We start from the raw sequence: 26730 nt of genomic DNA on the forward strand, positions 1-26730 counted from the left end.
ACTCCAGCCCCTCTGCATTGACCGAAACCTCTAATCTACTCATACTTCGGTCACTCCAGCCCCTCTGCATTGACCGAAACCTCTTTTCTTCTCACGCTTCGGTCACTCCAGCCCCTCTGCATTGACCGAAACCTCTAATCTACTCATACTTCGGTCACTCCAGCCCCTCTGCATTGACCGAAACCTCTTTTCTGCTCATGCTTCGGTCACTCCAGCCCCTCTTCATTGACCGAAACCTCTTTTCTTCCCACGCTTCGGCTACTCCAGACAAAGAAAGGCACTCATTCGTCAATGAGCACCTTCGCTAAGATGATTATTTTCTTAGGTTATAGAAAGATTTTAATCCGTTGTATTGTGCTGTTTCACCTAATTGGTCTTCGATACGAAGCAACTGGTTGTATTTCGCTACACGGTCTGTACGTGAAGGAGCACCTGTTTTGATTTGACCAGCATTTGTTGCAACAGCGATGTCAGCGATTGTATTATCTTCTGTTTCTCCAGAACGGTGGGAAATAACAGCAGTATAGCCTGCACGCTTCGCCATTTCAATTGCATCAAAAGTTTCAGTCAATGTACCGATTTGGTTTACTTTGATTAGGATTGAATTACCGATACCATTTGTGATACCTTCAGAAAGCTTCTTAGTATTTGTAACAAATAAGTCATCACCAACTAATTGAACTCTGTTTCCAATACGTTCAGTTAAAAGCTTGTGACCTTCCCAATCGTTTTCATCTAAACCATCTTCAATAGAGATAATTGGATATTTATTTGAAAGCTCTTCATACCAATCAACCATTTCAGCAGAAGTTTTAACAACGCCTTCACCAGCAAGGTGGTATTTTCCATCTTCTTTGTTATAGAACTCAGAAGACGCAGCGTCCATTGCCAAGAATACTTCTTCACCAGGCTTATAGCCAGCTTTTTCGATTGCTTGTACAATCGTTTGAAGTGCTTCTTCGTTTGATCCTAGGTTTGGAGCAAATCCGCCTTCATCTCCAACTGCTGTGTTAAGTCCTTTTTCTTTAAGAACTGATTTTAAGCTGTGGAAAATTTCAGTACCCATCCGAAGGGCTTCTCTGAAGTTTGGAGCTCCTACAGGCATTACCATGAATTCTTGAATATCAACGTTGTTATCCGCATGCTCTCCGCCGTTTACGATGTTCATCATTGGTACAGGAAGCTGCTTCGCGTTGAAACCGCCAAGGTATTGATATAAAGGAATATCTAAGTAGTTTGCAGCAGCATGAGCTACGGCCATAGATACACCTAGAATTGCATTAGCACCTAATTTACCTTTATTTTCAGTTCCATCAAGCTCGATTAAAGCATGGTCAACAGACACTTGATCTAAAACACTAAATTCTTCGCCAACAAGGTGTGGAGCAATAATTTCATTAACATTAGCTACAGCTTTTAATACACCTTTGCCAAGGTAACGTTCTTTATCGCCATCGCGAAGTTCTACTGCTTCATATTCACCAGTTGAAGCACCGCTTGGTACTAACGCTCGGCCAAAGGCTCCTGATTCTGTAAAAACTTCAACTTCTACTGTTGGGTTACCGCGGGAATCTAATACTTCACGTGCATATACATCTGCTATAAATGGCATTTTATTCTCTCCTTTTTATATAAAAAATTATTTAATTAATGTTTTTCCTGTCATTTCAGCTGGTTGCTGTACTCCCAGAAGATCGAGAATCGTAGGAGCTAAATCACCTAATATACCGCCGTCACGCAGCTCTACACCATTTTTCGTAACAATTACAGGCACAGGACTGGTTGTATGAGCGGTCATTGGATCACCTTCAAGCGTGATTACTTCATCGGCATTACCATGGTCAGCTGTGATAATAGCTGTACCACCTTTTTCAAGAATTAAATCAACAATTTTCCCTAAGCATTCATCAACCGTTTCAATTGCCTTAACCGTTGGTTCAAGCATTCCAGAATGTCCAACCATATCTGGATTTGCAAAATTTAAAAGAATGGCGTCAAACTTATCTGCCTGTATTTCCGCAAGTAGCGCGTCTGTCACTTCATAGGCGCTCATTTCAGGCTGCAGATCATAGGTTGCAACCTTTGGTGAGTTGATTAAAATTCGCTCTTCACCTGGAAACTTATCCTCACGGCCGCCGCTCATAAAGAAAGTAACATGCGGATATTTCTCGGTCTCGGCAATTCTTAATTGCTTCAATCCATTTTGCGCTAAAACCTCTCCTAATGTGTTATCCAGATTAGACGGTTTAAACGCAACATACCCGTTTACCGATTCACTGAAATGGGTTAAACATACAAAAAATAAGTCTCTTGGATGTTTTTCTCCACGGTCAAAAGCTCGGAAATCTTCGTTTGTAAATACGTTAGAAATTTGAATCGCTCGGTCAGGACGGAAATTATAGAAAATGACTGCATCATTTTCCTGAATGGTTGCAACAGGCTCTCCGTCTTCCTTTGTGATTACGGAAGGAATGACGAATTCATCAAAAATACCATGCTGGTAGGAATCCTCTACTACTTCTAACGGATTACTGTAAGTTGGTCCATCACCATAAACCATGGAGCAGTAAGATTTTTCAACACGCTCCCAGCGGTTGTCACGGTCCATTGAATAATAGCGTCCAGAAATGGTAGCAAATTCTCCAACGCCATACTCATTCATTTTATCCAGAGTTTGTTGAATATATGTTGCAGCTGTTTTCTGGCCAACATCACGTCCATCAAGGAAGCCATGAATGTAAACATTCTCTATTCCTTCTTCTTTTGCCAGCTTTAAGAGTGCAAACATATGGTTAATATGGCTGTGTACACCGCCATCCGATAATAAACCGAATAAGTGGAGGTTTGTTCCATTTTTCTTTACATGGTCCATCGCACTGCAGATGGTTTCATTTTTATCAAATTCACCTTCGCGAATCGCAATATTCACACGTGTTAAGCTTTGGTAAACAATACGGCCGGCACCGATATTTAAATGGCCCACTTCGGAGTTACCCATTTGGCCCTCAGGAAGCCCTACTGCCTCGCCCGAAGCCGTTAAATGCGAGTGGGGAAAATGACTCCAATACCGATCGAAGTTTGGTTTTTTTGCATGAAAGACTGCATTCCCTTTTTGTTCATCCCTGCATCCAAATCCATCTAGAATGATGAGGGCAACGGGAGACTTACTCATAGCTTCCTGCCTCCAATAGCTGCAAGAATGAGCGAGCTTCAAGGCTGGCTCCGCCTACAAGTGCACCATCGATATCTGGCTGTCCCATATATTCTTTAATATTTTCTGGTTTCACACTGCCGCCATATTGAATTCTGACAGCATTAGCAACATCTTCACTGAACTGCCCGGCAACTACCTGACGAATATGTGCACATACATCATTCGCATCTTGTGAAGTAGATGATTTACCAGTTCCAATTGCCCAAATAGGTTCATAGGCAATAACAGTTTGTTTCACTTGGTCATCCGTTAAACCGGCCAGCGCTTTTTGAATTTGAGATCCTACAAAATCCATCGTTTCGCCATTTTCACGCTGTTCTAGTGTTTCCCCACAGCAAACAATTGGTGTTAAATCATATTTAAAGGCTGCAAGTGTCTTTAAGTTTACAGACTCATCGGTTTCATTGAACATTTCTCTGCGCTCAGAATGACCAATAATCACATATTGAACGCCAATTTCAGAAAGAGGTTTTGGGCTGATTTCACCGGTAAACGCTCCGCTCTCTTCAAAATGCATATTTTGAGCGCCAATTTTTACTTCTGTGCCTTCCGTAATTTCTACAAGAGTTTGTAAAAATAACGCTGGTGCACAGATGACAGAATCAATTTTGTCCGCTTGAGGTACAAGCCCTTTTACTTCTTCCGTAAAGCTCTTTGCCTCAGCTAGTGTTTTATTCATTTTCCAGTTACCTGCAATAATCGGTTTACGCATAGGGCACTTCCTTTCAATATGTCCAGTTCCAGCGCCTAGGCGCTGGAACTTTTCTACTTATCGTTTAAAGCTACTACTCCTGGAAGCTCTTTGCCTTCCATGAATTCAAGTGAAGCACCGCCGCCTGTTGAAATATGACTCATTTTTTCTGCTAAATCAAATTTCTCAACTGCTGCTGCAGAGTCTCCGCCGCCAATCACTGAATATGTACCTTCTGCTTCTGCAAGGGCTTCAGCAACTGCCTTCGTACCACCAGCAAATTTATCGATTTCAAACACGCCCATTGGTCCGTTCCAAATGACTAATTTTGATTTTTGTATCACATCACGATAAATTTCAGCTGTTTTTGGTCCAATATCAAGAGCTTCCCAGTCTGCAGGAATCTCATTAATAGCAACTTCCTTAGTATTCGCATCTGCAGAGAAATCATCTGCAACGATAGCGTCCACAGGCATATAGAAATTAACACCTTTTTCTTTTGCCTTTTCCATGAACGTTTTGGCTAAATCAATCTTGTCTTCTTCAAGAAGTGATTTTCCAATTTCATGACCGTTTGCTTTTACGAATGTATACGCCAGTCCGCCGCCAATAATTAAGTTATCAACGTTCTCTAATAGGTTTTCAATAACACCAATTTTGTCCCTTACCTTCGCACCGCCAATAATCGCCGTAAATGGACGCTCAGGATTTGATAGAGCTTTTCCAAGAACATCTAGCTCTTTTTCCATTAAAAGACCAGATACAGCAGGAAGATGGTGTGCAATACCTTCTGTAGAAGCATGGGCTCTGTGAGCAGCACCAAATGCGTCATTTACATAAATATCAGCAAGTTCAGCAAAGGATTTCGCGAGCTCTGGATCATTCTTTTCTTCACCAGGATAAAAACGTACGTTTTCAAGAAGAAGAACATCGCCTTCATTCATTGTTTCTATTAAAGATTTAACAGAATCACCGTAAGCTTCATCCGCTTTTTGAACGTTTTTACCAAGTAGTTCAGAAAGTCTAACACCAACTGGGGTTAAGCGCATTTCTTCTACAACTTTACCCTTTGGACGGCCAAAATGGCTTGCCAAAATGACCTTTGCACCTTGATCGATTAAGTTCTGAATGGTTGGTAATGCAGCGCGAATTCTTGTTTCATCCGTAATTTTCCCATCGTGCATCGGTACGTTAAAATCCACACGGCAGAATACGCGTTTTCCTTTAACATCAACATCTTTTAATGTTTTCTTGTTCATGCGAAAAGCCTCCTATGTATTGACTCATTTCCCATAAAAAAAGGGAGGGGGAATGTTCCCCGCTCCCCTTTGAAATACCCTAAATCATTATAGCCTTTTGATGAAAAAATTTCCAACCTCAGCCAACTAAAGATTATAGACCTTTTTGAGCGATATATCCAATAAGGTCAACAACACGGCTTGAGTAACCAACTTCGTTGTCATACCAAGATAATACTTTAACCATATTGCCTTCAAGAACCATTGTTGATAATGAATCGATCGATGAAGAAGCAGGGCTGCCATTATAGTCAGTAGAAACTAATGGAAGTTCGCTATAGTGTAGAATTCCTTTTAATGGACCTTCAGCTGCTGCTTTTAATGCTGCATTCACTTCATCAGCTGTTACATCCTTTTCTAGCTCTGCAACTAAGTCAACGATAGAAACGTTTGGAGTTGGTACACGAACTGCCATACCGTTTAATTTACCTTTAAGTTCTGGTAGAACTAAAGAAACTGCTTTTGCTGCACCAGTTGAAGTAGGAATCATGTTCTCAGCTGCTGCACGTGCACGACGGTAGTCCTTATGTGGTAAATCAAGGATTTGCTGGTCATTTGTATAAGAGTGGATAGTAGTCATCATTCCACGTTTAATTCCGAATTGATCATTTAATACCTTCGCAAAAGGAGCTAGACAGTTAGTTGTACAAGATGCATTTGATAATACATGGTGGTTAGCAGCATCGTATTTGTCTTCGTTAACACCCATTACAATTGTAATATCTTCGTTTGATGCTGGAGCTGAAATAATAACCTTCTTCGCACCTGCTTCAAGGTGTTTCGCAGCATCTTCACGCTTAGTGAAACGTCCTGTTGATTCAACCACTACTTCAACGCCAAGCTCTCCCCAGCCTAATTGAGCAGGATCGCGTTCAGCAAGTACTTTTACCTTTTGGTTGCCAACAACTAGGTATTGACCGTCAACGGTAACATCTTGTTGAAGTGTTCCATGGACTGTATCGTATTTTAAAAGATGCGCAAGCATATTTGCATCAGTTAAATCGTTAATTGCTACGATTTCCATCTCTGAATTATTTAATGCCGCACGGAATACGTTACGGCCGATACGACCAAATCCATTAATACCAACTTTTACTGTCATTGTAAATTCCTCCTAGAAAAGGTTTTATTTAGGCTCTTTTCTTAGAAAAGAGCTAGAAAACTAAATTCTAAAGCCAAAATGACTATTTTCACGTTAAAATCGGCTTTAAGATTTTAACAACTTTCTTACGAAAACAGCCTTATTTAAAAAGGGATTAACCTTTTAATAACTTTCTTGCTGCACCTTCATCTGTGATTAATATCGTCGAAGGTGGTGCTTTTTTCATATATGCCTTTATTGCTTTTGCCTTTGAAGCTCCGCCTGCAACAGCAATCACATTTGGAATCTGTGCGAGGTCTTCTAGTTGAAGTCCAATTGTTAAAACCTTATGGACTATTTCACCTTTTTCATTAAAATAGTAGCCGAATGCTTCCCCGACTGCCGCTTGATTCTCTAGCTTTTGCTTAACCTCAGGTTTTGACTTTCTTCTTTCAGCCATTGTGATAGCGTCCCCTATACCATGAAGAACCATGCTTGCCGATTTAATTAAATTTAACACTTCATGGATTTCTGGCTCTTTAATAAGGGATTCATAAATTTCGTTACTAACTTGGTCAGGTACATAGAATACACGATGTTTTGAACTTGTATTTTTTGACATAATCGAGCTAATTGTATTTGCCTGGTTTTGAACATCCTCACCAATGCCGCCACGAGCAGGAACAAAAAGAAGATCCTTTTTACCAAGCTCTGGTGTAAGTACATTTGCGACAGCTGCCATGGTTGAGCCGCCAGTTACAGCGATAATATTTTTTCCTGTTAAATAGTTTTTCATGCAAATTGCACTGGCCTTACCCAGGTCATCCTTCACCAATAAGGACTCATCACTGTTACCTGGAACAATCACGACCTTACGAATTTTAAGGCGGTGCTTCAACTCCAGTTCCATTACGTCAATACCGATTAATTCGCGTATCATTTCTTCTAAGTCTTCTAGCAAATTTTTCCCTTCAAGGGTCAAACTCATTCCAATATTGTTAATGGAAACGAGATTTTGTTCCTTAAGAAAATCAACTTCACTGCGAAGGACTCGTTCTGTGTAGCCAAGATTGATAGCAAGACTTCGTCTTCCAACGGGCTGCATAAAACCAATATGCCTAAGGATAGAATATCGTTTATGTAGCACCTGAAGGAGGTCAGGTAATAATCTTTTTTGGATATCGATGAGTGATTGCATAACACCTTGCTCCTTACATAATATGTAGTTGGTCGTAAAATGTCCACCATAGACAAATTATGTCCCACTCTACCGAAAAAAAATCACCCCTGCTAACAAATTACATTCTAACAGGAGTGAAAACCTTTTTCAACTTAAAAGTTTTTAGATTTTTCTTGCAAACGGTTACTTATGTCGATTTTGTTAATGATTCCAAAAGCAGCTTCTTCTCCATTAATATGAACCACAGGAATCATTATTCCATACAGCTCCGTTAATTCATCACTTTCATCAATATCCATTTCCTCTAATGTAAAGTTCCATTCTTCCTTTAATTCAAGGATTATTTTTTTTGCTTTCTCACAAAGTGGACAGCCTTGTCTTGTATAGAAGGTAATCACTGTTTGCGTCATTGTTCTATTCCTTTCAATCAAACCTTTTTCTTTTGGATGAGGAATGAATTCCCAATTGATCTCGATACTTAGCGATCGTTCGCCTTGAAACCACGATACCTTGGGTACTTTTTAGTCTTTCCACTATTTCTTGATCGGATAAGGGTTTCTGTTTGTTTTCTTTTTCAACCATAGCAGCTATAGCGTTTTTCACTTGACTAGAGGAAGTATTATCGTTTGAAACCGTTTGAATTGTGCTTGTAAAAAAGGATTTCAACGAAAAGGTTCCAGCTGGGGTCTGAACGAATTTATCCTTAACTGCTCGGCTTACAGTTGATTCATGAATATCCAGCTCTACCGCAATTTCCTTCATGGTCATCGGAACGAGATATTCTCGCCCTTTTTCAAAAAAAAGGGTCTGCTTTTCAACAATTTTCCCAGCCACTCTTGTTAAGGTTTCTTTTCGCTGCTCAATACTTCTCAGTATCCACTGATAATCCTGCAGCTTTTCCTGCAAAAATCGACCTACCTGTGGATCATGGTTTGCATTAAATTTTTGGTAATAGTGATCGTTAAAGCTTAATTTGGGGATAATGTCATCACACAATCGTACGGAAAACTGATCGCCAAACTTTTCAACGATAACATCCGGGATTATATAAGATGCATTTTCCTGCTCTAAAAGTGCTCCAGGTCGTGGATTCAGCTTCTGTATGGTATCAAATACTTCTTGTATCCGTTGCATGGGAATTTCCAGTTCTTTTGCAATTTGCTTCCATTTCTTTTCAGCAAACGGTACGAAGTAGTCCGTTAGAATACTTAGCGCTAAATCATCTTTAAGATTTTCCCGTTCTACCTGAATTAATAAACATTCCTGGAGGTTCCTAGCCCCGATTCCAGCAGGCTCCAAGGCTTGAATCACAATAATGCTCTCTTCAACTAGTTCCAAATCGACCCCAAATTTATCTGCAATTTCCTCTGGTCCGGAGATTAAGTATCCGTTTACATCAAGATTATGAATCAAATGTTTAATTATTTTTAATTGAATACTAGAGTATTTATGAAGATTGAGCTGATTTAGCAATTGGTCTTCCATCGATGATGACTTTGCTGCAATTTGTTCAATCCACTCGTTTTCCGTATTTTTCGTATGTTTCCGCCGATTGCGGTCTATTAATGGGTTAATAGGCTGAATGTTGTTATTCTCAACTTGGAGCAGGGGATTTTCAAGCGCCTTGTTTTCTAAAAAGGAAGAAAGCTCTTGGGCTGAATATTGTAAAAGTGCAATTGCTTGCGTCAATTCCTGCGTCATTGCCAATTTCAAAGATTGTTGCTGCCATAAACCTGCTTTTAAGTCCATTTCCTAACCCCCCTTTTTCTATTCTACAAGATAAAAGAGTATTGGTGAATGGAAAAAATTTGGGTAAATTGACTTTAGCGCATTATTATCATCATTAAGGTCACTAAAATAGAAAAGGCTTTCATGTAGACAAGCCTTTTTTCTTTTCATTTCATATTTTCAAGTTCTTTTCGATTGGGTGCCATCGGAGGCTGCTGAAGCCAGCCGCGATCAACCAATAAATTAAACCCCTTACCAGCATAAATCAATATTTCTGCAATGAATTTTTGATAGTTAGCGACCAAGTCTGTACGCAGCGACACGGACACCGCATGGCCAAGCAACGTTATATCGATGCTATTCAAAGCGTGAAATAAGGTAACAATAAGTTTATTCGAAAAAGGAAGCACAGTTGAATCGGTTACTTCCATAGCGGTTGAGGTATTGCCAAGAAGTTGTTCATTTACTAAAATTTCATGAAATACTCTTATTTGCTTTTCGGAAATTTCTTTTCCTTCTTTAAGAAACTCCTTTATTTCTTTGTCGTCGACTACCTGGAGTAACGCAGTACATAAAAGTATTGAAAAATAATTACGTTCGGTATTAAAAAAGATTTCTGTTATTTCAATTGCATTTAATGGTCTTTTCTTTATTATCCCACTTAAATAGGAAAGTTTCTCAATGTATTCAACCTGCTTTGGATAGGGTATCATTGGCGGCCGATCATATATACCCTTTGACAGCATAAGTTCAGTCGATGCCTTAAATAATAGGGTTGCTTCATTCAAGGTAGTCACGTGAAAATTCAATACATCCTCTCTGGCAACATTTGATGTAAGAAAACCCGCGTTAATCATTCCCAGACGGTTCATCATATAAACAAAGGTAAGACCAAACATATCATAGAACAAGGGCGGCGCTGAATAATTAATATCCTCGTCCGTAAATTGATCTGGTAAGGGGATGTGTTCCTTCGTAAAAATAGCGGATATTTGTTGAATATGGTTTTCAGAATTCTTAAGTGCCTTTTCCAAAAGAGGTTTAATTTCTTCATCCTGATTGTGATATAGAAAGTACTTTAATAAACAAATCGTCATATTATCCTGAATAAAGGTTGCCCATAAACCACCAATCTCCGCACTAGATAACCTTATACTGTGCTTAACCATAAAATGAAAGCCTCCTATATAAGTTCCTATATGAAAGATTCCCTGCAGGAAGGTCCTTTATTCATAGTTCAAGCCAAACGTCTATACGAAAAAAAGCCTCTACACTATTAAAGCGTAGAGGCTTTTTTGATATAACGCGCTCGGAGGGAATCGAACCCCCATTTTAAGAACCGGAATCTTACGTGCTATCCGTTGCACCACGAGCGCAAATATGCGACTTACATATTATATGCCAATTTGCGAAACTTTGCAAGCTAGATAGGTTTAAAAAAGCCCTCAATGGTTATGCTGAAATAGGGAAAGATGTCGAACAAATTAAAGGCGAATTGTTTGACCTTAATTGACCATCAGTGTATCATTAACTATACATATTAAAATCTTTCATACTTAAAGGAGGAAGAAAAATGAACTTGATTCCTACAGTTATTGAACAAACAAACCGCGGAGAGAGAGCGTACGATATCTATTCTCGTCTCTTAAAAGACCGTATTATTATGCTTGGCAGTGGTATCGATGATCACGTAGCGAACAGCATTGTTGCACAATTATTATTCTTAGAAGCGGAAAACCCTGAAAAGGATATATCCATTTACATTAACAGCCCAGGCGGAAGTATTACTGCAGGTATGGCCATTTATGATACGATGCAGTTCATTAAGCCAGATGTTCAAACCATTTGTATCGGTATGGCTGCCTCAATGGGTGCCTTCTTACTTGCTGCTGGTACAAAGGGTAAGCGTTATGCGTTACCAAATGCCGAAGTAATGATTCACCAGCCATTAGGCGGAGCACAAGGTCAAGCCACTGAGATTGAAATTGCAGCTAAGCGTATTCTATTCCTTCGTGAGAAATTGAATGGAATCCTTTCAGAGCGTACTGGCCAGCCTCTTGAAGTAATTCAAAAGGACACTGACCGTGATAACTTCATGACAGCTGAAAGAGCAAAAGAATACGGCCTAGTTGACCACATTATCACAAGAAGCCTTGCAGAAGAAAAGAAAGAAAAGTAATAGAAAAAAGAGTTTGACCAAATTTTGGTCAAACTCTTTTTTAATGTTCATTTTGAACAAAATTAGACAATGCATCCACTGCTCTTTCTTCATCATCGCCATCTGCAACAATATTAACCACCACTCCTGAGCCGACAGCCAAGCTCATTAAGCCCATTATGCTCTTTGCATTTACTTTTTTACCATCTTTCTCTAAAAAGATATCAGCTGAAAAGCGGTTTGCCTCCTGAACAAATAATGCTGCAGGTCGCGCTTGAAGACCCGTTTTCAATTTAACTTCTACTTGTTTCTCTACCATTATAAAATCCTCCTCATGTTTTCCTCTATTTTCTTGTAGCCAATTCACCTATCCGCAATTTATCGGCGATTTCATCTATCTTTCTTAACCGATGATTAATTCCCGATTTACTAATTGTACCTCCGGTAACCATCTCCCCTAGTTCTTTTAGGGTCACATCCGTGTAATGGAGCCGGAGTTCAGCAATTTCTCTTAGCTTATCAGGCAATATATTTAACCCGACGGTTTCATTAATATAGCGAATATTTTCAACCTGACGAATGGAAGCGCCTATCGTCTTATTTAAGTTCGCTGTTTCACAATTAACCAGTCGATTAACCGAATTTCGCATATCCCTTACAATCCGCACATCTTCAAAGCGAAGAAGAGCATTGACTGCACCAACGATATTTAAAAACTCGGTAATTTTTTCTGCTTCTTTTAAGTAAGTAATATAGCCTTTTTTTCGTTCTAGTGTTTTGCTATTGAGCCCAAATCTATTCATTAACTCGCATAAGGAATCGTTATGTTCCTTATATAGCGAAGCAATTTCCAAATGATAAGATGATGTTTCCGGATTATTTACGGAACCTCCAGCAAGGAACGCACCACGTAAATAAGAACGTTTACAACATTTCTTTTTGACAAGTTCACTAGATATATCATGGATGAAGGTAAATCCGTCACCAAGGATTTTCATATCCTCCAGTATTTCCTTAGCCCGTTGCGATAAACGGACAATGTAAACATTGTTCTTTTTTAATCTCATTTTCTTTCGAACAAGCAGTTCAACTGGAACATCATAGCTCTTTTTAATTAATGTATAAATCCTTCTAGCGATCGCTGCATTTTCAGTCTGAATATCCACAATTAACTTACGGTTGGAAAACGACATAGAACCATTCATCCTTATGAGAGCAGAAAGTTCAGCCCGAATACAGCATGGTTTTATCTCCAAATTCGTTAATTCTTTTTTCGTTTCCGAAGCGAAAGACATCCCTTCACCCCCTTTTATCCGGTTTTTTAATCCGGACACTATTAATACGCTTCATACCTCTTTTTGGTTTCACTTATAAGCAAATTATATAATATTTTTGCCACCTTTTTCGGGTCATGTCTAAGTGCTCCATTTTCTTGTATCGCAATGTCTGCATGAACCACTTCAAGTCCAAGCTCGAAAATACGGTCCAAATCATAATTAACAGGATTCGCAAGTTCTTCATTATAACGAAGTTGAATATCTTCAGGAATTTCTTTGTCGTTAATTAGAACGGTATCCATAAATGCACATGCCATATGATCATAAATGGCCTTTACATGATCACTCGCAGTGAATCCGTGTGTTTCGCCCGCTTGTGTCATAAGATTGCAAATATACACCTTTTTAGCATGTGACCTGCAAACCTCTTCACCTAATCTTGGTACAAGTAAATTAGGCAAGATACTCGTATATAAACTGCCTGGTCCGATAATAATTAAATCTGCTTGTCTAATGGCTTGAATCGATTCTGGCAGTGGAGTAATTACCTCGGGTGTTAAAAATACTTTTTTTATTTTTTTGCCAGAATACGGAATTTTTGATTCTCCAGATACAACTGTCCCATCCTCCATTTCAGCATGAAGAACAACACTCTGATTTGCTGCTGGCAGGACCTTGCCTCGAACATTTAATACCTTACTCATTTCTTGAATCGCGTGGACAAAGTTCCCGGTAATTGATGTCATTGCAGCCAAAATCAAATTACCAAGTGAATGTCCCGATAATTCATTGGAGGTCTTAAAGCGGTGTTGAAACATCTCCTCAACAAGCGGTTCAACATCTGATAAAGCAGCTAACACATTTCGGATATCTCCTGGCGGTGGAATTTGCAGGTCATCACGGAGCCTTCCTGAACTTCCGCCATCATCCGCAACCGTCACAATGGCAGTAATATCAACTGGATATTGTTTTAATCCCCGTAATAAAACAGGCAATCCTGTTCCTCCACCAATGATGACGATTCTTGGCTGTCCTAACTCGCTCATGTCGTTTGATCCTTTCTCCTCTCAATGTCACGATGTGAAACTAGTGTCTTATAATCACTTTCAAAATGTTTTGCAAGATACTCAGCCAGCGTAACGGAGCGGTGCTGCCCCCCGGTACAGCCTATTGCGATTACAAGCTGGGCTTTTCCTTCCCGTTTATAGTGGGGAAGCATAAAGCTGAGTAAATCTGTAACCTTCTCTAAGAATTTATGCGTTTCATTCCATTTTAAAACGTAACTAGAAACTTCTTCGTCTAAGCCTGTTTTCGGTCTCATGTGATCGATATAATGAGGATTAGGAAGGAAGCGTACATCAAAAACAAGATCGGCATCGATTGGAATTCCATGCTTAAATCCAAATGACATGACATTGACAGTAAAAATTGATTGATTATTCGAAGTAAATTCAGTAATAATCTTTTCCCGTAATTCACGTGGTTTCATTTGCGATGTGTTATAAATAAGCTGGGCCCTGCCCTTTAATTCATCAAGAAGCTCCCTCTCCAATTTGATTCCTTCTAATGGTAAACCAGATTGTGCCAGCGGATGAAATCTTCTTGTTTCCTTATATCTTCGAACCAAAGTAGCATCATCTGCATCCAAGAATAAGATTAGTGGACTCACCCATGAGGTCTCTGCAAGTTCATCCAGCGCTTTAAATAAATGATCAAAGAACTCTCTTCCTCTTAAATCCATAACTAATGCCACTTTATTCATTTTATTCCCAGATTCCTTCATAAGTTCAAGGAATTTTGGAAGCAGCGTTGGAGGTAAATTATCTACACAGAAAAAACCTAAATCCTCCAAACTTTGGATAGCAACTGTTTTTCCAGCTCCAGACATCCCCGTAATGATGACCATTTGCGTTTCATTTGCAGCTCCGGTACTCATTCACTATTCCCCCCTCAAGTTTAACTTGGATCTAATCGATAACTGATTAGTTGAAAATCTTTTGTATAAGTAAAAGTACCGTAAATAATTCCATTTCCATGAATCATGTAATCGATAATATGATAGTCTCCCGCCGCCATTGGCAGGTTTTTTAGTTGATCGAGAGGCTGCCATTCAAGCTTCCCTTCATCAGATTCATCCACCTGCATTCCATCAGAATCAGTTGAAAAAAAAGTAAACATCATCCATTCCGATAGCACTTGATCATTTTCTTTCATTATGAACGTAAAAATACCCTTCAATTGTGGGCTTTTTAAGTAAATTCCAGTTTCTTCCCGGTACTCACGAATACAGGAGTCACGAACAGATTCACCAGGTTCCATTTTGCCGCCTGGTGCCACCCACCAGCCCCGGCGCGGTTTTTTTAACATCAATACTTGCTTATCTCTAATTAACACACAATTGGTGACTCGCTGCACAACACTCACCCTTTATATAGTACATGCTCAGTTATATCGTAAAATGCGCATATTTATTCCTCTTATTATACTCCTTTTGGTATGAGGTCACAATGAAATCAGATTTCTTAATTTTGTTAAAAATATGTAAAAAAATAGCACAGGCTTTAAAAGCCTGTGCACCAAGTGAATATTTTAAAGGGGGTCAATTCTTATTTACATTCTACCTTATTAATATTTCATCACTGTTACAACAGAATTAAAACAGGATTACGTTTATGAAGAATTTGTAAATTTACTGTTTGATTTTTAATTCTTCTTTAAGTTCCTCTACATAGTGCTGTGCACTTTGTGCGGCAATACTGCCATCACCTGTAGCAGTAACAATTTGTCTCAAAGTTTTCTCACGAATATCTCCTGCAGCAAAAATCCCCGGTACTTTTGTTTCCATTAGCTCATTTGTTTCAATATAGCCATTTTCATTGGTAATACCTAAGTTCGAAAATGGCTTAGATAGTGGGATCATTCCGATATAGATAAACACACCATCTGCAGGAAGCTCCTGCTCCTCACCATTTTGAGTGGAAACAAGGGTTACACTGCCCACTTTTCCATCCTTATCATTAATCGACTTAATGGTATGATTCCAAATGAAGTCAATTTTTTCATTTGCAAAGGCACGGTCTTGAAGAATCTTCTGAGCACGAAGTTCATCTCGGCGATGGACAATGGTTACTTTCGAAGCGAATCGTGTTAAATAAACACCTTCTTCAACCGCAGAGTCCCCGCCGCCAATGACATACAATTCCTTTTGTTTGAAAAATGCTCCATCACAAACAGCACAATAGGATACACCCCGGCCGCTAAGTTCTTTCTCCCCAGGTACTCCAACCTTCTTGTATTCCGCACCTGCAGAAATAATCACAGAATAGGCTTTATATTGCTTCGAACCTGCAACAACCGTTTTGGTGTCACCATTGTCGATAATTTCTTTAATATCGCCATATGCATATTCTGCACCAAACTTTTTCGCATGCTCAAACATTTTTGTAGATAAGTCTGGACCCAGGATACTTTCAAAACCAGGGTAGTTTTCAACATCCTCCGTGTTGGCCATTTGACCACCAGGCATTCCGCGTTCAATCATAAGTGTAGAAAGATTCGCACGAGATGTATAAACAGCAGCTGTCATTCCAGCAGGACCAGCACCAGCGATAATCACATCATAAATTTTTTCCTCAGACATTTGAGTTTCACTCCTTATATATAAAAAAATACGATTAAGTATAGTATTACCTACTTAATCGTATTAAACAATCGTATCGAAGTCCATTTATCTGCTTAATTTAGATGTTTTGACACTAACTTTACATATTTTCCAATGGTTGCTGGTGAGATATCATAGCGTTTGGCAATTTCTTGCTGTGACACCTTTTCATTGCTTTTTTTATACCAGACATATTCCATTGCTCCAGCCCAAGCACGTTTGTTATTTAAGTTAATCTGTGACTTAGAAATTTCTACAAACACAGAAAACCACATTAAATATAATCCTGACTCAATCGTTCCGATTGGCTGATGTTTCTCATATAAGACCTCAGCAATTTCCTGTGCAGCTTTTATAGAGGAAGGAGTTCCTGACCTTACTAAAGAAACATAATTTTTTTCCATTGGTGTAAGCTTTTGATTTTGATAAAAACGTTTAGAAGTGAAAATTTCTTCTGTTTTTCCCGAAACCGAAGCTAAGAATATGGCAAATAATCGTTCTTCAATATAATCACTTTCTAACTTTTGGAAAATTGAACCTGAATGATCCTCAAATCCATTTGCAACCGGTTTTTCCAAATTCCAAGGCTCGAACCCTTCTTTATCGGGGTTATGTTCAAGCGCTACTTTCCAAATACTTCGCGCAAAGTTCTCGTGGTTAGTAAAATAAGACGAGTAGGAAAGCCAATAATAGAATGGACCGTCACCATCAAAACCATTTTTATAAAGCTTTTTCAGCCAAAAGTACGCAGACTCATATTCACCAATTAAAGCAAAGGTTGTTCCCAATTTATATTGATGGTCAATGAGCATCGGCTGAATTTTCTTTAAGGAATCCATTAAACGTGTTACAGCTTTTGTCTTTCCTTGGTAATGGGCAAAAACAAGCCGATTACACAAGGCATGAAGATTTCCTGGATTTCTTTCTAATACATCGTCGAGAATAGATTCTGCTTTTTTGGCTTTCCCTAAATAAAAATAGGCGAGAGCTAAGTTATTATACGCAGACCAATATTCTGGGTAAGCTTCAACGACATCCTTTAAGAGCTCAATCGCTTTTGGAAAATATCCAGATTCCAGTAAATCACGAGCCTGCTCCTGCTTAATAATCAGATCATCTTGTTCATAAAGTTCATCTTCTAAGCCCTCCGCCTCGAAGGAAAGAAGCTCGAGAAGGTCTTCTGTATCTTCGCTAAAATCACCATTAGGATCTAATTCCAAATACATATTTGCATGATGATACGCATCTTTAAAGAAACCCATATGGGCATAATTATTTGCTAAAAAATAATGACATTCAGCCATTTCTTCATCAAGATCTTCAAGGATTAAATGCAAGAGTCGATTAGAATTTTCAAACTCACCAAGTTCGGTTGATACTATGGCAAGCTGACAGGTTATCATCGGTTCACCCGGCTCCAGCTGCATCGCCCGTTGAAGATATTTTTTTGCTTTCTTAAAATCACGGCGATGGTATGCTTTAATACCCTTCGTGAAATAATATTCCCCAGTCGGAACAAATGACAGGATCTTTCCCTTTTGAATTCTTGCTTTCGAGTCTTTAACCATGGAGACCTCCATCTATACAATAAACTAACTTATGTAGTATACCACAATACCAGCTAGTACGAGAAGGAATTGAATTGTTTGGAGCATATTGGAAGATTCCCCAAATATACAAAAACACGCTGCATAACAGCGTGTTTTTGTATATTTGGTGCCTGTCACCGCATTATCATTGTTATCTCTTATGTCTTTCCTCTAGCGTTTTCAATACTTCTGTAAACGGCAGTCCTTGTTCAACCAATAATACTTGTAAGTGATAGAGGAGGTCGGCGGCTTCCCATTTTAGTTCTTCTTTGTCGCGGTTTTTGGCCGCGATGATGACTTCTGAGGCCTCTTCTCCGACTTTTTTCAAGATTTTATCGACGCCTTTTTCGAAGAGGTATGTGGTATACGCCCCTTCTGGACGATCTTTCTCTCGTTCGATAATCAGCTTCTCTAATGTTTGTAAGATTTGATAGTCCGCTAGGCTAGAAGTCCTTTCTGTAACAACTCCCTCTGTGAAGCAGCTAACGGCACCTGTATGACAGGCCGGTCCCTTCGGCTCTACAAGCACTAGAACAGCATCCTGGTCGCAATCATATTTCACACTTACTACCGATTGAGTATTCCCACTCGTTGCTCCTTTATGCCACAGCTCCTGACGGGAGCGGCTGAAGAACCATGTTTCCCCTGTTTCTAACGTTTTTGTCAGTGATTCCTGATTCATATAAGCTAATGTCAATACTTCTTTCGTATCGGCGTCCTGTACAATCGCAGGTACTAATCCTTTTTCATCAAAACGAATATTCACCGGACACTCACTCCCTTCTCTAGCAAATAGCTTTTCACTTCATGAACTGAGGTTTCTTTATAATGAAAAATTGAAGCTGCAAGGGCTGCGTCTGCTTTCCCATTCACAAAAGCCTCTTCAAAATGACTGGCATTCCCAGCACCGCCTGAAGCAATCACTGGAATCGTCACTGCCTCACTCACCGCTTTTGTCAGATTTAGATCAAAGCCATTTTTCTCACCATCACTATCCATACTGGTTAGTAATATTTCACCTGCACCTAATTCAGCAGCTTCTTTCGCCCAATCGATTACTGTGCGGCCAGTTGGCGTCCTCCCGCCATGTGTATAAACACGCCATGTTCCAAGCTCTTCATCATACTTCGCATCAATTGCAACCACAATACACTGTGTTCCAAAAAAGCCTGCTCCTTCAGCAATTAATTTAGGATTCAAAACAGCTGCCGTATTTAATGACACCTTATCAGCACCGGCACGAAGAATTCTTTTCATGTCTTCTAAAGAATTAATCCCGCCGCCAACTGTAAAAGGAATGGCAAGCTCTGAAGCAACAGCCTTTACCACTTCCACCATTGTTTTTCGGCCTTCAACGGATGCGGAAATATCAAGAAAGACTAGCTCGTCAGCACCCTGCTCATCATAAAACCTAGCTAATTCAACAGGATCACCAGCGTCCCGCAGCTGAACAAATTGAATGCCTTTGACAACTCTTCCTTCTTTTACATCAAGGCAGGGGATAATTCGTTTCGTCAGTGTCATTTTCTCACCCCGCCAATTGCAAGTGCTTCCTTCAATGTAAATCGGTTTTCATAAAGGGCCTTCCCAACAATTGCCCCTTTCACGCCCTCCGCATGAAGCGCACTCAAATCAGTTAAACTGCTCACTCCGCCAGAGGCTATCACCATTTTTCCCGTGACCTCTGCCATTTCACAAACAGCAGCAATATTAGGACCCGAAAGCGTGCCATCCGTTGCAATGTCGGTAAAAATAAACGTCTCAGCACCAGCATCAGCAAAGCGTTTGCTTAAGTCTACAGCTTTCACTTCCGAAGTAGTCAGCCATCCATGTGTTGCCACATAACCATTCTTAGCATCTATACCAACAACAATCTGTTCACCGTACTTCTTAATCATTTCAATCGCAAACTCGGGATTTGAAACAGCGATGCTCCCGATAATCACGCGTGTAATGCCATTTTCCAAATAATGAAGGATGTCCGCCTCAGTACGAATACCCCCGCCAATTTGGACTTTTACCTTTAACTGCTTGGCTGCTTCAATGACAAAGCGATCATTAATCCTTTTGCCATCCTTTGCACCGTCAAGGTCAACCATATGTATCCATTCAGCCCCATCTGCTGCAAACGCCTTAGCCATATCAAAAGGTGAATCACCATAAATCGTTTCTTTATCATAATCGCCTTGGAGAAGGCGTACGCAATTCCCGCCGCGCATATCAATCGCTGGATAAATAGTGAGTGTCATCGTACCGCCTTCCTTTCCTCAACTAAATTCAAAAAGTTGTTCAGCAGGGCCATTCCAAGCTTACTGCTTTTTTCAGGGTGAAATTGCATTCCGAATATATTATCCTTACCAACAACCGCAGATACTTTTTCATGATAATTGGCTTTTGCCAGCAGAACCTCTGAATTTTCCGCACTCACATAGTAAGAATGAACAAAATACACATAATCCTCTTCTAAACCTTCCAAAAGTGGTGAAGATTTAACGAATTCAAGTTTGTTCCAGCCCATATGCGGGACCTTGTATGTTTCTCCAGCAGGGGTTTTTCCAGGAAAACGACGTACACTTCCAGGCAATAATCCAAGTCCCTTTGTTAAACCATTTTCGTCGCTATCTTCAAACAAAAGCTGCATACCAAGGCATATCCCAAGTAAAGGTTTCCCCGTTGCCGCGAATTCCTTAATCGTATCAACCTGCAGGACTGACATTGCATCCCGGAAAGACCCTACACCAGGCAGCAATAAGGCGTCTGCACGAAGGAGCTCCTCTTTGTCCCCTGATATAAAATATTCGGCATTCAACCGCTCAAGAGCCTTGCTGACACTAAAGAGATTGCCCATACCATAATCGACTATTCCAATCATTTACAACATCCCTTTCGTTGACGGAACTCCTTTGATGCGAGGGTCAATGGTTGTTGCTTCGTCAAGTGCTCGGCCAAGGGCTTTAAAAACAGCCTCAATCATATGATGCGTATTTTGTCCGTAATGAACGATTACATGAAGATTCATGCGTGCCTCAAGGGCAAGCTTCCATAAAAATTCATGAACAAGCTCAGTATCAAAGGTGCCCACCTTTGCACTTGGGAACTCCGCACGCATTTCAAGGTGCGGGCGATTACTAAGATCGACCACAACTTGGGCAAGTGCTTCATCCATTGGTACAAAGGCATTTCCATAGCGTTTAATTCCTTTTTTATCACCGAGGGCTTCCCGCAATGCCTTTCCTATACAAATCCCGATATCCTCTGTTGTGTGATGGTCGTCTACCTCGGTATCCCCTTTTGCGTCAACGGAGAGGTTAAATTGCCCGTGTTTCGTGAATAAATCAAGCATATGGCTAAGGAATGGAACTCCTGTTTCAAGTTCAGACTTTCCTTCGCCATCAATGTTTAATGATAAGCTGATTTGGGTTTCATTTGTATTTCGTTCAATGCTTGCGTATCTTTCCATGGAAGGGCCCCCTAGCAAATAATTATTGATTTTTTAGTCTTAACTCCACTGCACGTGCATGGGCCTCAAGACCCTCCATGCGCGCAAATTTCGCAATTTTTTCTCCATTATCTTTTAACGCCTTTTCACTGTATATTATGACACTTGATTTCTTTTGAAAATCATCCACATTCAAAGGACTTGAAAATCTTGCCGTACCATTGGTCGGCAGTACATGGTTAGGTCCTGCAAAATAGTCGCCAACTGGCTCTGAACTATAGCGGCCAATAAAAATAGCACCTGCATGTCGAATTTTTCCAAGCAGCTCCATTCCATTCTCGGTCAAGATTTCAAGATGTTCCGGGGCTAGCTGATTCACCGTTTCAACGGCTTCCTCTATGGAGGAAGTCACATAGATTACACCAAAATCAGCAATCGATTTTGAGGCTATGTCCTTACGCGGCAATAAAGCAAGTTGTTTCTCCACCTCGACTGCCACCGCTTCCGCTAACACAATAGAAGGAGTGACAAGGACACTGCATGCACGTGGATCATGCTCTGCCTGTGATAACAAATCGGCGGCAACTTCATCTGCGCGTGCAGTATCATCTGCGATAATCGCGATTTCACTTGGTCCGGCAATCATATCGATATCAACATCACCGAAAACCTCTCGCTTCGCCAATGCAACGTAGATATTACCTGGACCTGTAATTTTATCAACAGAGACAATGGACTCTGTTCCATAAGCCAATGCACCGATCGCCTGAGCCCCGCCGACCTTATAAATTTCTTCCACTCCTGCTTCCTTCGCTGCAACCAGCACAGCTGCTGGAAGCTTTCCATCGCTATTAGGAGGTGAGACCATCACGATCCTTTTCACTCCTGCTACTTTTGCGGGAATGACATTCATTAGTACCGAGGAAGGATAGGCTGCCGTTCCCCCTGGGACATATACACCTACTGAGTCAAGAGGGGTAATTTTTTGACCAAGTATACTGCCGTTCTCTTCGGTCGTCATCCATGAAGGTCGCAATTGTTTTTCATGAAAGCTTCTGATATTATCTGCAGCTTCTCGAACAATGGAGACAAATTCAGAATCTACTTTTCTGTAGGCTTCATTTATTTCACTTTCAGTAACCACAAAGGAATCTAACCTTACTCGGTCAAATTTTTCTGTATAATCACGTAAGGATTTGTCACCTGAGAATCGGATGTCCGAAATGATATTTTTAACTACGGCTAACTGTTCCGCTGTTCCTGATTCAATGGACCTTTTAATTGATACAAGTTCATTCACTTTAACTATTTTCATTTTACTTTACCTCCAAGGAGACAACGCCGCTTAATCTAGTAACTAATTCGTTAATTCGTTCGTCTTTGATCCGATAACTTACTGGGTTAACAATCAGCCTAGATGTCACATCTTTAATTCTTTCAAATTCTACCAGACCATTTTCGACAAGTGTCCTGCCTGTTGAAACAATATCAACAATGCGGTCTGCTAATCCGATTAAGGGCGCAAGTTCGATTGAACCATTTAGTTTGATAATTTCCACCTGTTCACCCTGTTCCCGAAAATAGGCCGCGGCAACATTCGGGTATTTGGTTGCAACTTTAGGAGCGACATCATTCATCTGTGTTCCAGGGAGGCCGGCAACAGCCAAATAGCATGCACTGATTCTTAAATCTAACAATTCGTATACATCTCGTTCTTCTTCAAGTAAAACGTCCTTGCCGGCAATACCGACATCCGCAACGCCGTGCTCGACGTATGTAGCCACATCCATTGGCTTTGCGAGAATAAAGCGCATGTTCTCAGCTTCAACATCAAGGATTAATTTTCGCGAATCATCGAATTCAGGAGGCAGGTTGTAGCCTGCTTTCCGGAGTAATTCTAAAGCTTCTTCAAAAATTCGCCCCTTTGGCATCGCAATCGTTAATTTCGTATTCATCTTAAGCCCCCCCGATTAAAAAGGTGGTATTGGCAAACTTCTTTGTAAAAGCATCGAGATTCTTCACACCATTAATGTCCTGTAAGACGGTTTTCTTTCCTTCCGCCTTCATGGTTTCAGCCAATTGGAAAGCTTCCTTTCGTCGTTCCTGGCTGAAAAAAATACACTCTACATTATTATTGACCTCTTGTGGGCCCATAGCCTCCAAAAGTTTATCGAGTCTAACGGCAAAACCAGTTGCACTCGCCTTTTTTCCGAATTTCTCGATCAAGCCGTACCGGCCGCCATTTCCAATCGGAAATCCAACATTTCCAGCATAGGCTTCAAATAAAATTCCGGAATAATAACTCATATGGCTGACAATCGTAAAATCAAATTTTACGTAGTCCTCAAGACCATAATCCGAGATAACCTCCCACAATTCCTTTAGCTGTAAAAGCGATTCTTTTCCAAAGCCATCTTCAACGATATCAAGTGCTTTTCCAATTATCTCATCGCCGCCTCTTAATTCCAGCAGCTGTAGCAGCCTTTTTTTATCAATGGAGGATAGTGAATAAGAGTTTACTTGTTCACGATAACCTACAAAGTTCTTTTCATATAAAAACCGTCTTAGTGCGTTGGCACGTCCATTGGTTCCTAGGATTTGCTTAAATAATTCTTGTGCAAAGCCAATATGTCCTACAGATACTTGAAATCGACTCAGCCCTGCTTTTTTTAACGAAGAGACGAGGAGCGCAATTACCTCTCCATCGCTTGAAACGGTATCGTCATTAATATATTCCACACCAATCTGCTCAAACTCTGCGGGTCTGCCGCCTTCTCGCTGCTGTGCACGGTATACATTTCCTGCATAGGCCAAGCGAAGCGGAAAATCATTTTCTAACAGGCGTGAAGCTGCTACCCTGGCAATCGGTGAAGTCATATCTGGCCGAAGTACGAGGGTATGCCCATCTTTATCAAGTAATTTGAAAAGCTCCGAATCAAGTATCGCGGAGGCTGTTCCAACGGTTTCATAGTATTCTAAGGTAGGTGTGTCAATAAATTGATATCCCCACTGTTTAATTGAGTCTTCCATAAGGGTACGAACACGGTGCTTTTTTTCATATAATTCTGGAAGCGTATCTCTCATGCCTAAAGGCTTTTCAAACATAAATAAACGGCTCATCCAAATCATCCTTTATTTTCAGAATCCTTTAGTTCGCTAATGTGCTAATAAATTAAAGTTTACCTTTTTGCTTAATGTTCGTCAACTGAAAACTATAATCCCGCACAAAACCATTATTATGTATTAAAAAAGCCAGGTTCAAAAACCCAGCTTCTGCTTATTCGTTATTTTCCTTTCCATATATAGGGTCTTCGGCCCAGCGTTTATCCATTTCTTCTTTTGAATAGATGACCCTCATCGGGTTGCCACCGACGAATGCACCTGCTGGGACATCTTTATGAACGAGTGTTCCAGCGGAAACGATGGCCCCGTCACCAATCGTTATCCCGGGGAGAATGGTTGAATTGGCACCAATCATTACTTCACTGCCAATTTCAACAGGACCTAGACGATATTCTTTTATCAAATATTCATGGGCGAGAATGGTTGTATTGTATCCAATCACCGTGTTGCGTCCGACACTGATTTTCTCAGGAAACATTACATCAAGCATAACCATTAAGGCAAAGGAAGTTTGCTCGCCGACCTTCAGTCCTAAAAATGTACGATAAAGCCAATTCTTCATTCCAAGAAAGGGGGTATATCGTGCAAGCTGGATCACAATGAAATTTTTCACAACTTTCCAGAATGGAACGGTTTTATAAACATGCCACAAGGAGTTTGCCCCTTCAACCGGGTAGCGGGTGGTCTTCCTCATTCTTATTCCTCTCCGAGAATACTTAATAAATCCGTCATGTTCTCTAACATGAAATCCGGTTCATATTTAGCCAAATACTCTCTGCCCTTTATGGACCAAGCGACACCAGCTGTTTTCGTACCAGCATTTTTGCCGGCCAGCACATCGTGAAAATTATCTCCTACCATTAAGGCTTCCTCTGGCTTTGAACCTAACTTTTCAAGTGCTAAATAGATCGGTTCTGGATCTGGTTTCACTTTTTTCACATGATCGTAAGCAATCATAACATCAAAATATGAATCGAGTTTCATCAAGCGAAGTCCTTTAAAAGCAACATCCTCACGTTTCGTCGTTACAATTGCAAGCTTATAACCCTTTTTCTTTAAAGTCTCAATGGTTTCCATAACTCCCACAAATTCTCTCACCAGCGCATCGTGATTCGCTAGATTGTAGGTGCGATATTCTAACACCATTTCCTCCACTCGGTCGGGGTCCATTTCCCCAAAAACTTCATGAAGGGTTGGTCCTAGAAACGGTAAGACATCTTCCCGTGTATATTTGCCTGGAAAGTACTTTTCAAGTGTGTGTAAATAAGTAGAAATGATAAGTTCATTTGTATCGATTAATGTTCCATCTAAATCAAATAAAAGTGTATTAATATTATTTTTCATAAGTTGGTTCTGCTCCCTTTCTGCTCATGATGCCTGACCGTTTCCAAATGAACCCGACGATCAAAGTTAAGGTAATGGCTACACCCAGCCGTATTAAAAAGAGCGGCCAGACCGGGATACCCAGCGGGATAAAGATAAGTGTATCTTCGACAACTGCATGGCAGGCCATTAGAAAAATAAAAGCGAGCGTTAAATCCTTTTTACTCACTCCATCTTCCTCCACTGCCTGGATTACAACCCCTGCACCAAAGGCGAGCCCAAATAACAAACCAGCAGCCATTGTCGTAGAAGTATTTTCATTCATTCCTAGACTCCTAGTGATGGGAGACATCCCACGTGAAAACTTCTTAAGCCATTGAAAGTCTTTTAAAATTTGAATAACAATCATCAACGGGATGACAATCATCGCTAACTGCAGGATTCCTAGTCCCGCCTTTTCAATCGCTGCGAGTACAATGGAACCAATTCCGGAGATTGTTTCATCACTTTGTGCTTGAATCATTCCATATTGGGCAGTCTCGCTGCCTCCCTGCCAAACTAAATTGATCACGATAGCAGAAGTAAAAGCAAGTCCCAGCCTAGTAACTAGTACAAGCCAAAGCTTTACGCCAACTTTCATAGCAACGCCCGATTCTACAATTAAATTATGAGAAAACGAGAGCATAACAGCTAAAATAAATACTTCCTTTACTGTAAAATCAAGGGTTAGGATAGCGCCAATTGCCGCATATAGATTGAGAAAGTTCCCTAAGACAAGAGGTATAGCCGCATCTCCTGACAAGCCAAGCAATTTCATCAATGGTGCAATTGCCTCAATTACCCACGGTAATACGGGGGTATACTGGAGCAAAGCCACAATGAGGGTTACTGGAAAAATAATTTTCCCCAAGGTCCATGTTGTTTTGATCCCCACCTGAAAACCCTTTTTAATCGAGTTAATCATTTCT

General features: G+C 40.3%; 28 protein-coding genes and 1 tRNA gene. 1 reads left to right on the forward strand and 28 read right to left on the reverse strand.

Features of this window, described 5'->3' with window-relative positions:
* Nucleotides 1-313: 313 nt before the first annotated feature.
* From eno to MLOOGBEN_RS01615, 10 genes are all read right to left on the reverse strand, one after another.
* On the reverse strand, nt 314-1612 hold the full coding sequence (gene eno / locus MLOOGBEN_RS01570; protein WP_179156498.1) for a phosphopyruvate hydratase: 1299 nt from the start codon (nt 1610-1612) through the stop codon (nt 314-316).
* A gap of 27 nt (nt 1613-1639) precedes the next feature.
* Nucleotides 1640-3172 carry a 2,3-bisphosphoglycerate-independent phosphoglycerate mutase gene (gene gpmI, locus MLOOGBEN_RS01575; RefSeq protein WP_179156499.1) on the reverse strand — a complete coding sequence of 511 codons (1533 nt, stop codon included), beginning with the start codon at nt 3170-3172 and terminating at the stop codon, nt 1640-1642.
* A complete protein-coding gene (tpiA, locus tag MLOOGBEN_RS01580; RefSeq protein WP_179156500.1) occupies nt 3165-3926 on the reverse strand; it encodes a triose-phosphate isomerase in 762 nt (253 codons plus the stop codon). Before tpiA ends, gpmI begins: the two co-directional genes overlap by 8 nt.
* 53 nt (nt 3927-3979) lie before the next feature.
* Entirely contained in the window at nt 3980-5164 is a 1185-nt protein-coding gene (locus MLOOGBEN_RS01585; protein ID WP_179156501.1) for a phosphoglycerate kinase, read from the reverse strand.
* 133 nt (nt 5165-5297) lie between these two features.
* Nucleotides 5298-6305, reverse strand: a complete 1008-nt coding sequence (gene gap, locus MLOOGBEN_RS01590) for a type I glyceraldehyde-3-phosphate dehydrogenase (RefSeq protein WP_179156502.1) — start codon at nt 6303-6305, stop codon at nt 5298-5300.
* A 154-nt stretch (nt 6306-6459) separates the two neighbouring features.
* Entirely contained in the window at nt 6460-7482 is a 1023-nt protein-coding gene (locus tag MLOOGBEN_RS01595; RefSeq protein ID WP_179156503.1) for a sugar-binding transcriptional regulator, read from the reverse strand.
* 134 nt (nt 7483-7616) lie between these two features.
* A complete protein-coding gene (locus MLOOGBEN_RS01600) occupies nt 7617-7874 on the reverse strand; it encodes a glutaredoxin family protein (RefSeq protein ID WP_179156504.1) in 258 nt (85 codons plus the stop codon).
* A gap of 13 nt (nt 7875-7887) precedes the next feature.
* A complete protein-coding gene (gene rpoN, locus MLOOGBEN_RS01605; RefSeq protein WP_179156505.1) occupies nt 7888-9213 on the reverse strand; it encodes an RNA polymerase factor sigma-54 in 1326 nt (441 codons plus the stop codon).
* A 146-nt stretch (nt 9214-9359) separates the two neighbouring features.
* Nucleotides 9360-10361: a DUF3231 family protein gene (locus tag MLOOGBEN_RS01610; protein WP_179156506.1), complete on the reverse strand. Its 1002-nt coding sequence runs from the start codon at nt 10359-10361 to the stop codon at nt 9360-9362.
* A 135-nt stretch (nt 10362-10496) separates the two neighbouring features.
* Nucleotides 10497-10568: transfer RNA gene (locus tag MLOOGBEN_RS01615), tRNA-Arg, on the reverse strand.
* A 197-nt stretch (nt 10569-10765) separates the two neighbouring features.
* Between MLOOGBEN_RS01615 and clpP the strand changes: the two genes are divergently transcribed.
* Nucleotides 10766-11371 carry an ATP-dependent Clp endopeptidase proteolytic subunit ClpP gene (clpP, locus tag MLOOGBEN_RS01620; protein WP_179156507.1) on the forward strand — a complete coding sequence of 202 codons (606 nt, stop codon included), beginning with the start codon at nt 10766-10768 and terminating at the stop codon, nt 11369-11371.
* A gap of 40 nt (nt 11372-11411) precedes the next feature.
* On the opposite strand, the gene MLOOGBEN_RS01625 is transcribed toward clpP, so the two are convergent.
* The 18 genes from MLOOGBEN_RS01625 to MLOOGBEN_RS01710 all read right to left on the reverse strand — a co-directional run bounded on the left by MLOOGBEN_RS01625 (nt 11412) and on the right by MLOOGBEN_RS01710 (nt 26726).
* Nucleotides 11412-11669, reverse strand: coding sequence for an HPr family phosphocarrier protein (locus MLOOGBEN_RS01625; protein ID WP_179156508.1), 258 nt, complete (start codon nt 11667-11669; stop codon nt 11412-11414).
* Nucleotides 11670-11694: 25 nt separating this feature from the next.
* The gene (whiA, locus tag MLOOGBEN_RS01630) at nt 11695-12645 is read right to left on the reverse strand and encodes a DNA-binding protein WhiA (RefSeq protein ID WP_179156509.1); all 951 of its coding nucleotides are present in this window, start codon (nt 12643-12645) and stop codon (nt 11695-11697) included.
* A 41-nt stretch (nt 12646-12686) separates the two neighbouring features.
* Entirely contained in the window at nt 12687-13673 is a 987-nt protein-coding gene (locus MLOOGBEN_RS01635; RefSeq protein ID WP_179156510.1) for a gluconeogenesis factor YvcK family protein, read from the reverse strand.
* Complete coding sequence (gene rapZ, locus MLOOGBEN_RS01640; RefSeq protein ID WP_179156511.1) at nt 13670-14563, reverse strand: RNase adapter RapZ; 894 nt, start codon at nt 14561-14563, stop codon at nt 13670-13672. Before rapZ ends, MLOOGBEN_RS01635 begins: the two co-directional genes overlap by 4 nt.
* Nucleotides 14564-14583: 20 nt before the next feature.
* Nucleotides 14584-15042 (reverse strand): NUDIX hydrolase, encoded by a 459-nt coding sequence (locus MLOOGBEN_RS01645; RefSeq protein WP_179156512.1) that lies wholly within the window; start codon nt 15040-15042, stop codon nt 14584-14586.
* Nucleotides 15043-15316: 274 nt separating this feature from the next.
* Nucleotides 15317-16267, reverse strand: coding sequence for a thioredoxin-disulfide reductase (gene trxB / locus MLOOGBEN_RS01650; protein WP_179156513.1), 951 nt, complete (start codon nt 16265-16267; stop codon nt 15317-15319).
* A 95-nt stretch (nt 16268-16362) separates the two neighbouring features.
* Complete coding sequence (locus tag MLOOGBEN_RS01655; RefSeq protein WP_179156514.1) at nt 16363-17856, reverse strand: tetratricopeptide repeat protein; 1494 nt, start codon at nt 17854-17856, stop codon at nt 16363-16365.
* Between the two features lie 172 nt (nt 17857-18028).
* Nucleotides 18029-18643 carry a bifunctional phosphoribosyl-AMP cyclohydrolase/phosphoribosyl-ATP diphosphatase HisIE gene (gene hisIE, locus MLOOGBEN_RS01660; RefSeq protein ID WP_179156515.1) on the reverse strand — a complete coding sequence of 205 codons (615 nt, stop codon included), beginning with the start codon at nt 18641-18643 and terminating at the stop codon, nt 18029-18031.
* A complete protein-coding gene (gene hisF, locus MLOOGBEN_RS01665; RefSeq protein WP_179156516.1) occupies nt 18640-19401 on the reverse strand; it encodes an imidazole glycerol phosphate synthase subunit HisF in 762 nt (253 codons plus the stop codon). Before hisF ends, hisIE begins: the two co-directional genes overlap by 4 nt.
* Nucleotides 19398-20126 carry a 1-(5-phosphoribosyl)-5-[(5-phosphoribosylamino)methylideneamino]imidazole-4-carboxamide isomerase gene (gene hisA, locus MLOOGBEN_RS01670; protein WP_179156517.1) on the reverse strand — a complete coding sequence of 243 codons (729 nt, stop codon included), beginning with the start codon at nt 20124-20126 and terminating at the stop codon, nt 19398-19400. The genes hisF and hisA overlap by 4 nt, the downstream gene beginning before the upstream one ends.
* Nucleotides 20123-20749, reverse strand: coding sequence for an imidazole glycerol phosphate synthase subunit HisH (gene hisH / locus MLOOGBEN_RS01675; RefSeq protein WP_179156518.1), 627 nt, complete (start codon nt 20747-20749; stop codon nt 20123-20125). The genes hisA and hisH overlap by 4 nt, the downstream gene beginning before the upstream one ends.
* Nucleotides 20750-21337, reverse strand: coding sequence for an imidazoleglycerol-phosphate dehydratase HisB (hisB, locus tag MLOOGBEN_RS01680; RefSeq protein WP_179156519.1), 588 nt, complete (start codon nt 21335-21337; stop codon nt 20750-20752). It lies immediately after the preceding gene.
* A 22-nt stretch (nt 21338-21359) separates the two neighbouring features.
* On the reverse strand, nt 21360-22631 hold the full coding sequence (gene hisD, locus MLOOGBEN_RS01685; protein ID WP_179156520.1) for a histidinol dehydrogenase: 1272 nt from the start codon (nt 22629-22631) through the stop codon (nt 21360-21362).
* Between the two features lies 1 nt (nt 22632).
* Nucleotides 22633-23271, reverse strand: a complete 639-nt coding sequence (hisG, locus tag MLOOGBEN_RS01690; RefSeq protein ID WP_179156521.1) for an ATP phosphoribosyltransferase — start codon at nt 23269-23271, stop codon at nt 22633-22635.
* Between the two features lies 1 nt (nt 23272).
* On the reverse strand, nt 23273-24436 hold the full coding sequence (locus MLOOGBEN_RS01695) for an ATP phosphoribosyltransferase regulatory subunit (protein WP_179156522.1): 1164 nt from the start codon (nt 24434-24436) through the stop codon (nt 23273-23275).
* A 157-nt stretch (nt 24437-24593) separates the two neighbouring features.
* Entirely contained in the window at nt 24594-25133 is a 540-nt protein-coding gene (locus MLOOGBEN_RS01700; RefSeq protein ID WP_179156523.1) for an acyltransferase, read from the reverse strand.
* A 2-nt stretch (nt 25134-25135) separates the two neighbouring features.
* Nucleotides 25136-25783 (reverse strand): pyrophosphatase PpaX, encoded by a 648-nt coding sequence (ppaX, locus tag MLOOGBEN_RS01705; protein ID WP_179156524.1) that lies wholly within the window; start codon nt 25781-25783, stop codon nt 25136-25138.
* Nucleotides 25773-26726, reverse strand: coding sequence for a nucleoside recognition domain-containing protein (locus MLOOGBEN_RS01710; RefSeq protein WP_179156525.1), 954 nt, complete (start codon nt 26724-26726; stop codon nt 25773-25775). Before MLOOGBEN_RS01710 ends, ppaX begins: the two co-directional genes overlap by 11 nt.
* Nucleotides 26727-26730: the final 4 nt, after the last annotated feature.

The sequence above is a fragment of the Bacillus sp. EB106-08-02-XG196 genome (genome assembly GCF_013396335.1).
Lineage (GTDB): Bacteria > Bacillota > Bacilli > Bacillales > Cytobacillaceae > Neobacillus.